The sequence below is a fragment of the Cupriavidus sp. FW306-01-F10A genome (assembly GCF_058782785.1).
Map to the genome: position 1 here is coordinate 49,469 of NZ_JBYSYA010000032.1, position 12,412 is coordinate 61,880.

Here is a 12,412-nt window from a genome sequence, read left to right on the forward strand (position 1 = left end):
GAATGACCGGCATGCTTCTCGTCTACGCGTACAAGGTGATTGCGCATGGCGCGTGGTACGAGGAAGTCGACGGACGTTTCACCACCCAGGTCTGCTCTTCTTGCGACGCGATGTCGCCGGAGAGGCCGAAAGGTATCGCAGACCTTGGAATAAGGCAATGGGTATGCAGTGAATGCGGTGCTGTACATGATCGCGATGTGAACGCTGCGCTAAATATCCTTGCCCGATCGGGACATCGATCGCCTGCAGAGGGAATCCCCTCTCTTTCGAGAGGGGGGATGTCAATGCAGCAGTTTCCAGTTGCCGTTGTCGATGGTCAGCATAACCCGCCCGCGCTGGTCGAAGCCATAGTGGTCTTGCCCACTGTAATTCAGCACGCCGTGCGAGACCACGATGTCGCGCTCGGTCTCCAGTGCCTGCCGCAGCGCCTGGCGGAATGCCGGCGTCCCCGGCTTGGCGTGCCTGAGCGCCACCGGCACGATGCGCTCAAGCACCAGCCCGGCGTCGTAGGCATGGGCGCCGAACTGCGTGCGGCTGTCGGCCCCGTATTGCTTCTCATAGCGGGTGACGTAGTCCAGCCCCGGCTTGCGCACCGGGTCGCCCGCGGGCAACTGCTCCGGCACGATCACCGGCCCGGCCGGCAGGATCGCGCCATTGACCATGCGCCCGCCGATGCGGATCAGGTCCTTGGTGGCCGCGCCATGGGTGTGGTAGATGGTGCCGCCGTAGCCGCGCTCGCGCAGCGTGGTGTGCGGCAGCGCGGCGCCGGTGCCGGCGCCGGCGATCAGGATGGCATCGGGTTTGGCGGCGATCAGCTTGATGGCCTGCGCGGTCACGCTGGTATCGGCGCGGCCGTAGCGCTCGGTGGCGATCAGGCGGATGCCGTTGGCGCTGGCGGCGGCGGTGAAGTCCTTCAGCCAGGTCTCGCCGTAGGCATCGGCAAAGCCGATAAAGCCGATGGTCTTGACGCCGTTGGTCTTGGCGGTGGCGGCCACGGCATTGGCCATCAGCCGCACCGGCTGCGCCAGCCGGAAGGTCCAGGCACCGCGCCCGGGCTTGAGTTCGATCGGCGAGAACGCCAGCTGCACGGTCTGGGCCTCATCGGCCACCTCGGCAATGGCGATTGACGGCGCCACCGCGGACGAGCCCAGGATGATGTCGACCTTGTCCTCGGAGACAAAGCGGCGCGCCACCTTGGCGCCCTGGGTGGGGTCCGAGGCATCGTCCAGCACGATGTAGCGTACCGCCTCGCCGCCGATCTTCTGCGGCAGGTAGGCCAGCGAGTTCTTCTGCGGGATGCCCAGCGACGCCGACGGGCCGGTGGTGGACAGGCTGACGCCGACGGTGATGTCGGCCAGCGCACTGCCGGCGCTGAAGGCGAGGGCCGCGGCCAGTGCGAGGCGGGCCAGCTTGGTGGTGGTCAGGGGCGCCATGGTGTCTCCTCTCTCGATGGTCTTGTTCTGCATTGTCAAACCTGCCGGATCCTACCGCGTGCCCTGCATCGACTGCCGGTCGAATCCCGCCAGTTGCTTGTACCGCAGCGAGATCGCCTCCAGTTCCGCGCGCGGGATCACCTGGTCGATGTCGGCAAAGCCCTGCGGCGCGCGTTCCTCGGCCAGCTGCATCACCTGCTCGGGCCCGTTCATGCGGTTGCGCAGCACGATGCCGGCGGTGCGCGGCAGGCGCTCGGCCTCGTATTCGCGCAGCGCGTAGCCGGTGTCGGGCGTGCCGAGCAGGCTGTCGAGCAGGTAGCGCGCGTCCAGGATGGCCTGGGCGCTGCCGTTCGAGCCGATCGGGTACATCGGGTGCGCGGCGTCGCCCAGCAGCGTGACGCGGTCGAAGGTCCAGCGCGGCAGCGGGTCCTTGTCGACCATCGGGAATTCGTAGATCGCCTCGGCACCGTCGATCAGCGCGGGGATGTCGATCCAGTCCCACCGCCAGTCGGCAAACGCGGCGCAGAACACGGATTTGTCGACCTGCTTGTTCCAGTCGCTGCGCGGCGGGGTGTCGGGCACGCTGTCGGGCACGCGCAGCTCGGCGATCCAGTTGACCAGCGAGCGGCCCTGGCGGCGCAGCGGTTCCGAGATCGGATAGGCCACGAACTTCTGGTCCTGGTGCCCGGCCATGAACATCGAGCGGCCGTCCAGGTAGGGCGGCGCCTCGGTGACCGCGCGCCACAGCAGGCGGCGCGAAAAACGCGGCAGGTCGCCGGTGGGGTAGAAATGGCGGCGCACCGCCGAGTGGATGCCGTCGGCGCCGACCAGCACATCGGCGCTGGCCTCGACCTCGGCATTGTCGCTGCGGCGGCGCAGGCCAAAGCGCGCCTGTCCGCCCGCGCCGGTGTCCAGCACGGTCTCGAAGCTATGGCCGGTATGCACGGCGCCGGCGCCGAGGCGCTCCACCACGGTACGGTGCAGCAGCATCTGGAATTCGCCGCGATGGATCGAGAACTGCGGCCAGTCATAACCGGCCGCCAGCCCGCGCGGCTCATGCCAGATGCGCTGGCCGCGCTTGTTGTAGTAGGACAGCGACGAGGTCTCGATGGCGACATCCGCGAGCGCGTCGCGCAGTCCCAGCTCTGACAGGATGCGCACGGCGTGCGGCAGCAGGTTGATGCCCACGCCCAGCGGGCGCAGCGTTTCGCTGGCCTCCCAGACCTCGGCCTCGAGGCCGTGGCGGTGGCATAGCAGCGCCAGCGTCAGTCCGCCGATGCCGCCACCGGCGATTGCGATCTTCATGGTGTCTCCCCCGCGTGCAGGATGCGCCGGTACGCAAGCGCGGGCGCGCTGCCTCCGGTCGAATTGGATTTGTTATGGAGTATAACAATTCGACCGGATGCGGCAAGACGGGGAAGACCCCGGAGTGACGCCTCCGGGGTCAGGAAAAACCGCGCTTAGCCAAGTGCGGCGCCTTCCGGCTTGGGCTGTGCTTTCAGCGACGGCACCGGGAAGACAGTGTCGTAGAGCCAGTTGTACACCAGCGCGTAGACCATGTAAAAGACGGCCACGGCGATGTCCATGATGAGCGCGTCGACCAGGCTGATGTCCAGGTACCAGGCCACCAACGGCAGAAACACCACCAGCAGGCCCAGTTCGAAGAGCACGGCGTGCAGCACGCGCACCGGCACCGACTTGCGCAGCTGGCCGGTGAAACGCAGCATGCCCTTGTCGAACAGCACGTTGTACAGGTAGTTCCAGCCGGTGGCGATCAGCGAGGCGACGATGCCGATTAGGCCCATCTCGTGCAGTTCATAGCCGAAGGCCCAGCTGGCCAGCGGCGCGAAAATCAGCAGGCCGACCACCTCGAAGCCGATGGCGTGGCGAATTCGGTCCCAGGTCTTGCGCATCGTTGTTCCTCCTTGCGTGTCAAACGCGATGGGAGCTAGTCTATCTGTTGGGTAGGGATTGCCAAGTTGGATACTATCTGCAAAACAGATAGATGAACATGGAAAGTACTTTATGAGCCTCTCCATCGAGCAATTGCAGGCATTCGTCGCCGCAGCTGAGACCGGCTCGTTCTCGGCCGCCGCGCGCCGGCTGGGCAAGGCGCAGTCGGTGGTCAGCGCGGCGGTGTCCAACTTGGAAATCGACGCCGGCAACGCGCTGTTCGACCGCTCCGCCCGTTACCCGGTGCTGACCCCCGCGGGCGAGCGGCTCCTGGCCGAGGCGCGTGTGATCCTGGAGCGCTGCGAGCACTTCCGCGGCGTGGCCAAGAGCCTGGGCGAGGGCGTGGAGACGCGGCTGGTGCTGGCGGTGGATGAGCTCTATCCGGAAGAGACGCTGGGCATGCTGCTGGAAGAGTTCTCCAGCCGCTTCCCGGCGGTGGAGCTTGAGCTGCTGTTTCCGCTGATGGAGGACGTCAGCCGGCTGGTCCTGGAGGGCGGCGCCGACCTCGGCATCATGTGGCGGCAGGAGGTGCTGCCGCCGGCGCTGGGCTTCCATGCGCTGGGCTGGGTGCCGATGCAGATCCTGTGCGCGCCCGAGCATCCGCTGGCCGGCCAGCGCGTGGACTGGGAGGAACTGAAGCGCTATCGCCAGCTGATGGTCGCCACCCGCTCAGACAGCGAAGAGAAGATGCGCCTGCGCGTGGCCGCCGACGTGTGGTGGGTGGAAAGCCAGTGGGTGATCGTGGAACTGGTCAAGCGCGGGCTGGGCTGGGCCTTCGTGCCGTGGCACGTGGTGGCCAATTCGCCGGCGGCGGCGCGGCTGGTGACGCCGCCGCTGGCATTCCAGCAGCAGGACTGGCCGGTGGCGATGGAACTGGTCTGGCACAAGCAGCGGCCGCTGGGCAAGGCCGCCACCTGGCTGCGCGAGCGCATCTGCCAACAGCCGCTGCCGCGCGCGCCTGCGGCTAGCGCTGGCTGACGGCCTGGTTCGTACCGGCCTGTGCCGGCGCAGCCTCCGCACCGGGCGCATGCCAGCCGCCGCCCAGCGCCTTGATCAGCACCACCGCCGCCGTGTACTGACGGCCGGCGATCGACAGCGCGGTGCGCTCGGCGGTGTAGGCGCTGGTCTGCGCCGTCAGCACGTCGAGCAGGCCAGCGGTGCCGGCGCGGTAGCGGTTGTTCACCAGCGCCAGCGCCTCGCGCGCCGAGCGCAGTGCGTCGTTCTGCACCACCGCTTCCTGTTCCAGCAGCCGCTGCGCGGCGAGGTTGTCCTCGACTTCCTGGAACGCGCCCAGCACGGTCTGGCGGTAGTTGGCCACGGTCTGGTCGTAGGCGGCCACCGCCTGCGCCTTGGCCGCGCTGCGCAGGCCGCCGTCGAACAGCGTGCCGGCCAGGCCGCCGCCGATCGACCAGATCCGGTCCGGCAGCGACATCCAACGCGCCAGCGTGCTGGCGGTCAGGCCGCCGCTGGCCGACAGCGACAGGGTCGGGTAGTAGGCCGCCTGCGCCACGCCGATCTGCGCATTGGCCGAGGCCATGCGGCGCTCGGCCGCGCCGATGTCGGGGCGGCGTTCCAGCAGTTGCGACGGCACCGCGGCCGGCACGCGCGGCGGCGCGGTGCGGAAGTCGTCGGCGGCCAGCGTCAGCGCCGCGGGCGGCTTGCCCACCAGCACCGCGATGGCGTGCTCCAGCTGTGCGCGCGTGATCTGGATGTCGATCTGCTGCGCCTGCGCGCTCTTGAGCTGGGTCTCGGACTGCAGCACGTCCGAGCGCTGCGCGGTGCCCGCCGCATACTGGTTCTGCACCAGCTGCAGCGACTTCTGGTAATCGGCTACGGTGCGGTCCAGCAGGGCCTTCTGCGCATCGGCCACGCGCAGCAGGAAGTAGCTCTGCGCCAGCGTTGCCTGCGTCGACAGCAGCATCGAGGCCAGGTCGGCCTGGCTGGCCTGCGCGCTGGCCTCGCTGCTTTCCACCTGGCGCCGCACGCGGCCCCAGACGTCGATTTCCCAGGTTGCGCCCAGGGTCGCGCTCTGCCCGTTGAGCGTGCTGCCGCTGGCGCCGCGCGCGCGCGAGGCGCCGGCCTGTGCGTCAACGGTCGGGAAGAAGCCGGCGCGTGCGGCCTGCAGCGACGCCACTGCCTGGCGGTACTGCGCCTCGGCGGCCTTGATGTTCTGGTTCGAGATCTGCACCTCGGACATCAGCGCGTCGAGCTGCGCATCGCCGAACACGGTCCACCAGTCGGCGCGCGCCAGCGCATCCTGCGGCTCGGCGGGCTTCCAGTCGCCGGTCCAGTCGGGGGTGGCGGCATCGGCCTCCTTGAAGGATGCGGAGACCGGCGCGTCGGGGCGCTGGTAGTCGGGGCCGACGGCGCAGCCGGCCAGCAGCAGCGCACAGGCAAGCGGCACCGGCAGGGCATGGGTCAGGAAGCGGGAAAGAACTGTCATGTCGAGTCTTCGCAAATCTAGACGGCGGCCGGCTGGTCCGGCGTGCCGGCACCACGGCGGCGCTGGCGCCAGGCCTTGACCTTCAGGCGCCAGCGGTCCAGCGTCAGGTAGACCACCGGCGTGGTGTACAGCGTCAGCAACTGGCTTACCACCAGCCCGCCGACAATGGAGATGCCCAGCGGCGCGCGCAGTTCGGCGCCGTCGCCGCGGCCGATCGCCAGCGGCACCGCGCCCAGCAGCGCGGCCATGGTGGTCATCAGGATCGGGCGGAAGCGCAGCAGGCAGGCGCGGTAGATCGCGTCGCGCGGCGACAGCCCCTCGCGCCGTTCGGCATCGATGGCGAAGTCGATCATCATGATCGCGTTCTTTTTCACGATGCCGATCAGCAGGATCACGCCGATCAGCGCGATGATGCTGAAGTCGGTCTTCGATGCCAGCAGCGCCAGCAGCGCGCCCACGCCGGCGGAGGGCAGCGTCGACAGGATCGTCAGCGGATGCACATAGCTTTCATACAGCACGCCCAGCACGATGTAGATCGTGATCAGCGCCGCCAGGATCAGGATCGGCTGGCTCTTGAGCGAATCCTGGAACGCCTTGGCGCCGCCCTGGAAGTTGGCGCGCAGCGTCTCCGGCACGCCGATGCGCGCCATCTCGCGCGTGATCGCATCGGTCGCCTGCGACAGCGAAGTGCCCTCGGCCAGGTTGAACGAGATCGTCGAGGCCGCGAACTGGCCCTGGTGGTTCACGCCCAGCGGCGTGCTGGACGGGGTCACGCGCGCGAACGCCGCCAGCGGCACGCGGTTGCCGTTGCCGGTGACCACGTAGATGTCCTTGAGCGCATCGGGCCCTTGCAGGTATTCCTGGCTCAGTTCCATCACCACGCGATACTGGTTCAGCGGATGGTAGATGGTGGACACCAGCCGCTGGCCGAAGGCATCGTTGAGCACCGCATCCACCTGCTGCGCGGTCACGCCCAGGCGCGAGGCCGCATCGCGGTCGATGATCACCGAGGTCTGCAGGCCCTTGTCGTTGGTATCGGTGTCGATGTCCTCCAGCCCCTTCAGGTTTGACAACGCGGCGCGCACCTTGGGCTCCCACGCGCGCAGCACTTCCAGGTCGTCTGACTGCAGCGTGAACTGGTACTGCGAACTGCTCTGCCGCCCGCCGATGCGGATATCCTGCACCGACTGCAGGAACAGGCTCGCGCCGGGCTCCTTGGACAGCTTGCCGCGCAGCCGCGCGATGATGGCGTCGGCCGATTCCTTGCGCTCCGACAGCGGCTTGAGCGTGACGAACATCTGCCCGGTATTGCGCTGGGAACCGCCGGTAAAGCCGGTCACGTTGACCACGGCGGGGTCGGACTGGACGATCTTGATGAAATTGTCGAGCTTGCCGCGCATGGCCTGGAACGAGGTGGCCTGGTCGGCGCGGATAAAGCCGATCAGCCGGCCCGTGTCCTGCTGCGGGAAGAAGCCCTTGGGAACGATCACGTACAGGTACACGTTCAGCGCGATGGTGGCGATCAGCACCAGCCACACCAGCGGACTCAGGCGCAGCGCCGTGGACAGCGAGCGCGCATAGCCATCGTGCAGCCACTTGAACATGCGCTCGGTGGCACGGAAGAAGCGGCCCTGCTGCTCCGGCTCGGGCGGGCGCAGCATCCGTGCGCACATCATCGGCGTGGTGGTCAGCGACACCACCAGCGACACCAGGATCGCCACCGACAGCGTGATCGCGAATTCCTGGAACAGCCGGCCGACGATGCCGCCCATCATCAGCAGCGGGATGAATACCGCGATCAGCGACAGGCTCATCGACAGCACCGTGAAGCCCACTTCGCGCGCCCCGCGCAGTGCCGCGGCAAGCGGCTTCATGCCTTCCTCGATATGGCGCGAGATGTTCTCCAGCACCACGATGGCATCGTCGACCACAAAGCCGGTGGCGATGGTCAGCGCCATCAGCGACAGGTTGTTCAGCGAGAACCCGGCCAGGTACATCACCGAGAACGTGCCGATCAGCGACACCGGCACCGCCACGCTGGGGATCAAGGTGGCGCGCACATTGCGCAGGAACACGAACACCACCATGATCACCAGCGCCACCGAGATCATCAGCGTGTTCTCTACCTCGCGCAGCGAGGCGCGGATGGTGGGCGTGCGGTCCATCATCACGTCCATCGAGATTGCCGCGGGGATCATCTTCTGCAACTGCGGCAGCATCTCGTTGACGCGGTCCACGGTCTCGATGATATTGGCGCCGGGCGAGCGGTTCAGCACCAGCAGCACCGATGGCTTGCCGTTGGCCGAGCCCGCGTTGCGGATGTCCTGCACCGAGTCGACCACATTGGCCACGTCGCGCAGCCGCACCGGCACCGCGAACGAGTTGGGCCCGCTGGTGGCACTGGTGCCTCCGGTGGCGCCGCTGGTGATGGTGGTGGTGCCGCTGCTGGTGGTCAGCGTGGTCACGGTCACGCCGTTGACCACCTTGGTGCTGACGCCGCCGCTGGCGGCGGCGTTGGCGGTGCTGGCAATCAGCGCGCCCGCCGACGTCGACGAGAAGGTTCCCGGCGTGGCATAGCGGATGATCAGCGGCATGTAGTCTTCCGCCTTCATCGCCTGGTCGTTGGCGTAGACCTGCCAGTTGCTGGCGGCGTTCTCCAGCGTCCCCAGCGGCCGGTTGGCATTGGTCGCGCTGATGGTGTTGCGCACATCCTCCAGCGAGATGCCGTAGTTGTTCAGCGCGGTCGGGTTCAGCTCGACCCGCACCGCCGGCAGCGAGGCCCCGCCGATGGTGACCTGGCCCACGCCATCAACCTGCGACAGCTTCTGCGCCAGGATGGTCGAGGCCGCGTCATACAGCTGCCCGCGCGTCATGGTCGGCGAGGTCAGCGCGATGATCATGATCGGCGCATCGGCCGGGTTGACCTTGCGGTAGGTCGGGTTGTTGGGCAGGCTGGTCGGCAGTGTCGCGCGCGAGGCATTGATGGCCGCCTGCACGTCGCGCGCGGCGCCGTCGATATTGCGCGACAGGTCGAACTGCAGCGTCACGCGGGTGGAGCCGAGCGAACTGCTCGAAGTGATCTCGGTCACGCCGGCGATGGTGCCGAGCGCACGCTCGAGCGGCGTCGCCACGGTGGCGGCCATCGTTTCAGGACTCGCACCCGGCAGCGACGCCGATACCGAGATGGTCGGGAAATCCACCTGCGGCAGCGGCGACACCGGCAGCAGCCGCAGCGCGGCCAGCCCCGCCAGCAGGATGCCGAGCGTCAGCAGCGCGGTCGCGACGGGGCGGTGGATGAAGGCAGCCGAGAGATTCATCGTTACACCGGCTCCTCGCCCGTGCCGCCTTCCTCCGGATCACCGAAGCGCCGCTTGCGCCAGCCCTTCACGCGCGTGGCCACGCGGTCGAACGCCAGGTAGATCACCGGCGTGGTGAACAGCGTCAGCACCTGGCTCACCAGCAGGCCGCCCACCATGGTCACGCCCAGCGGCCGGCGCAGTTCGCTGCCGATGCCGGAACCCAGCATCAGCGGCAGCGCCGCCAGCAGGGCCGCCATGGTGGTCATCAGGATTGGGCGGAAGCGCAGCAGGCAGGCCTGGAAGATCGCATCGCGTGGTTTCATGCCGCCCTCGCGCTCTGCCTCGAGCGCGAAGTCGATCATCATGATCGCGTTCTTCTTGACGATACCGATCAGCAGGATGATGCCGATGATCGCGATGATGCCCAGGTCCTGCCCCGCCAACAGCAGCGCCAGCAGCGCGCCGACGCCGGCCGACGGCAGCGTCGACAGGATGGTGACTGGGTGGATGGTGCTTTCATACAGCACGCCCAGCACGATATACATCGTCACCACCGCGGCCAGGATCAGCCACAGCGTGTTCGACAGCGATGCGCGGAAGGCCAGCGCGGCGCCCTGGAAGCTGGTCTGCATCGAGATCGGCAGGCCCAGCTCCTGCTCGACCTTGGTGATCTTGTCGACCGCGGCGCCCAGCGATTCGCCCGGCGCCAGGTTGAACGAGATCGTCGCCGCCGGGAACTGGCCCTGGTGGTTGATCACCAGCGGGCCGGTGCGTTCGGTGATGCGCGCGAACGCGCCCAGCGGCACCTGGCCGCCGGAAGAGGAGGGCAGGCGCAGGTCGGCCAGCGACTGTGGGTTCTTGCGGAATTCCGGCATGGTCTCCAGCACCACGCGGTACTGGCTCGACTGCGTGAAGATGGTCGACACCAGCCGCTGGCCGAAGGCGCTGTACAGCGCGCTGTCGATCACCGCGGTGGTGATGCCGAAGCGCGCCGCGGCGTCACGGTCGATATCGACATAGGCGCGCAGGCCGTTGTTCTGCTGGTCGCTGGTGACGTCGCGCAGCTCGGGTTCCTGGCGCAGGCGTTCCACCAGCTTCGGCACCCACGCGGCCAGCGTGGCGGGATCGGGGTCCTCGACGGTGAACTGGTACTGCGTGCGCGAGACCTTGTCCTCGATGGTCAGGTCCTGCACCGGCTGTGTGTACAGCGACACGCCGCCCAGTTCGTGCACGGCCTGCTGCAGGCGCTGCGTGACCACGTCGATGGGGTCGCGCTCGCCCTTGGGCTTGAGGTTGATCAGCATGCGCCCGGCGTTGAGCGTGGTGTTGGTGCCATCCACGCCGATGAACGACGACAGGCTTGCCACTGCCGGGTCCTGCATCACCACCTTGGCCACGGCCTGCTGCCGGCGCGCCATGGCGTCGAACGAGGTGGTCTGGGCGGCCTCGGTGATGCCCTGGATCACGCCGGTGTCCTGCACCGGGAAGAAGCCCTTTGGCACCAGCAGGTACAGCAGCCCGGTCAGCACCAGCGTGGCCACGGCCACGACCAGCGTCGCTTTCTGACGATCGAGCACCCACTCCAGCGCACGGCCGTAGCGCTCGATCACGTAGTCGAAGAAGCGGCCGCTGGCGCGGTGAAAGCGCGACAGCTTCTCTTCCGGCACATGGTGCAGCAGGCGCGCGCACATCATCGGCGTGAGCGTCAGCGATACCACTGCCGAGATCAGGATCGACACCGCCAGCGTGATCGCGAATTCCCGGAACAGGCGCCCGACCACGTCGCCCATGAACAGCAGCGGGATCAGCACCGCGACCAGCGAGAAGGTCAGCGAGATGATGGTGAAGCCGATTTGTTTCGAGCCCTTGAGCGCCGCCGCCATCGGCGAATCGCCCTTCTCGATGTAGCGCATGATGTTCTCGATCATCACGATCGCATCGTCGACCACGAAGCCGGTGGCAATCGTCAGTGCCATCAGCGTCAGGTTGTTGATCGAGAAGCCGGCCAGGTACATCACGCCGAAGGTGCCCACCAGCGACAGCGGCACCGCCACGCCCGGGATGATGGTGGCCGGTATATTGCGCAGGAACAGGAAGATCACCAGCACCACCAGCGCGATCGCCAGCAGCAGCTCGAACTGCACGTCCTCGACCGAGGCACGGATGGTGGTGGTGCGGTCGGTCAGCAGCTGCACGTGGACCGATGCCGGCAGCGCATTCTGCAGCTGCGGCAGCAGCGCCTTGATGCGGTCCACCACCTCGATCACGTTGGCACCGGGCTGGCGCTGGATATTCAGCACGATCGCGGGCTTGTCGTTGGCCCAGGCGGCCAGGCGGCTGTTCTCGGGGCCGTCGACGATCTCGGCCACGTCGGTGATGCGGATCGGCGCGCCGTTCTTGTAGCCCAGGATGATCTGGCGGTATTCGTCGGCCGAGCGCAGCTGGTCGTTGGCGTCGATGGTGGAGGCGCGCGCGGGGCCGTCGAAGCTGCCCTTGGCGCCGTTCACATTGGACGCGCCGATGGCGGTGCGCAGGTCGTCGATCGACATGCCCAGCGAAGCCAGCGCGGCCGGGTTGGCCTGGATCCGCACCGCGGGGCGCTGGCCGCCGCTGATGGTGACCAGGCCCACGCCCTGGATCTGCGAGATCTTCTGCGCCACGCGCGTGTCGACCATGTCCTGCAGCTTGGGCAGCGGCATGGTGTCCGAGGTCATGGCGATGGTCATGATCGGCGCGTCGGCCGGGTTGACCTTGCTGTAGACCGGCGGCATCGGCAGGTCTGACGGCAGCAGGTTGCTGCCGGCGTTGATGGCGGCCTGCACCTCCTGCTCGGCCACGTCCAGCGGCAGCGTCAGTTCGAACTGCAGCGTGATCACCGAAGCGCCGCCCGACGAGGACGACGACATCTGCTTCAGGCCTGGCATCTGGCCGAACTGGCGCTCCAGCGGCGCTGTCACCGACGAGGTCATCACGTCCGGGCTGGCGCCGGGGTACAGCGTGGTGACCTGGATGGTCGGGTAATCGACCTCGGGCAGCGCCGACAGCGGCAGCAGCCGGTACGCCACCAGCCCGGACAGCAGGATGGCCAGCATCAGCAGCGCCGTGGCGACCGGGCGCTCGATGAAGAGGCGTGAGGGGTTCATGCGCTGTCCTTACTGCTGCGTGCCACTGGCGGGCGGGGCGCTGGCGCCGGCCTGGCGGTGGCGGCGATGTTCGCCGGCCACGCCGGAGGCCGCGGCCCCGCTGGCGTCGGCGTGCGCGCCGCTGGCGCCGCCGCCGTCCCG

7 protein-coding genes and 1 pseudogene are annotated in these 12,412 nt (G+C 67.9%); 2 read left to right on the forward strand and 6 right to left on the reverse strand.

What is annotated here, in order from left to right; genetic code table 11:
- Window positions 1–11 precede the first annotated feature (11 nt).
- Window positions 12–206 (forward strand): annotated as a pseudogene (locus tag AC3WLF_RS28945) (zinc ribbon domain-containing protein); the annotation flags it as partial.
- Window positions 207–281: 75 nt separating this feature from the next.
- Here the strand turns inward: AC3WLF_RS28945 and AC3WLF_RS28950 are convergent.
- The 3 genes from AC3WLF_RS28950 to AC3WLF_RS28960 all read right to left on the reverse strand — a co-directional run bounded on the left by AC3WLF_RS28950 (window position 282) and on the right by AC3WLF_RS28960 (window position 3,346).
- On the reverse strand, window positions 282–1,433 hold the full coding sequence (locus AC3WLF_RS28950) for an ABC transporter substrate-binding protein (protein WP_492351618.1): 1,152 nt from the start codon (window positions 1,431–1,433) through the stop codon (window positions 282–284).
- A gap of 51 nt (window positions 1,434–1,484) precedes the next feature.
- A complete protein-coding gene (locus AC3WLF_RS28955) occupies window positions 1,485–2,738 on the reverse strand; it encodes a flavin-dependent oxidoreductase (RefSeq protein WP_492359154.1) in 1,254 nt (417 codons plus the stop codon).
- 155 nt (window positions 2,739–2,893) lie between these two features.
- Entirely contained in the window at window positions 2,894–3,346 is a 453-nt protein-coding gene (locus tag AC3WLF_RS28960; RefSeq protein ID WP_492359155.1) for a PACE efflux transporter, read from the reverse strand.
- Between the two features lie 112 nt (window positions 3,347–3,458).
- Between AC3WLF_RS28960 and AC3WLF_RS28965 the strand changes: the two genes are divergently transcribed.
- Window positions 3,459–4,364, forward strand: coding sequence for a LysR family transcriptional regulator (locus AC3WLF_RS28965; RefSeq protein ID WP_492359156.1), 906 nt, complete (start codon window positions 3,459–3,461; stop codon window positions 4,362–4,364).
- Here AC3WLF_RS28965 and AC3WLF_RS28970 read toward each other — a convergent pair.
- The 3 genes from AC3WLF_RS28970 to AC3WLF_RS28980 are packed head-to-tail and all read right to left on the reverse strand — an operon-like array spanning window position 4,351 to window position 12,271.
- Window positions 4,351–5,829: an efflux transporter outer membrane subunit gene (locus tag AC3WLF_RS28970; protein ID WP_492359157.1), complete on the reverse strand. Its 1,479-nt coding sequence runs from the start codon at window positions 5,827–5,829 to the stop codon at window positions 4,351–4,353. The genes AC3WLF_RS28965 and AC3WLF_RS28970 overlap by 14 nt on opposite strands.
- A 17-nt stretch (window positions 5,830–5,846) precedes the next feature.
- Window positions 5,847–9,146 (reverse strand): efflux RND transporter permease subunit, encoded by a 3,300-nt coding sequence (locus tag AC3WLF_RS28975; RefSeq protein WP_492359158.1) that lies wholly within the window; start codon window positions 9,144–9,146, stop codon window positions 5,847–5,849.
- A 2-nt stretch (window positions 9,147–9,148) separates the two neighbouring features.
- Window positions 9,149–12,271 (reverse strand): MdtB/MuxB family multidrug efflux RND transporter permease subunit, encoded by a 3,123-nt coding sequence (locus AC3WLF_RS28980; protein ID WP_492359159.1) that lies wholly within the window; start codon window positions 12,269–12,271, stop codon window positions 9,149–9,151.
- Window positions 12,272–12,412: the final 141 nt, after the last annotated feature.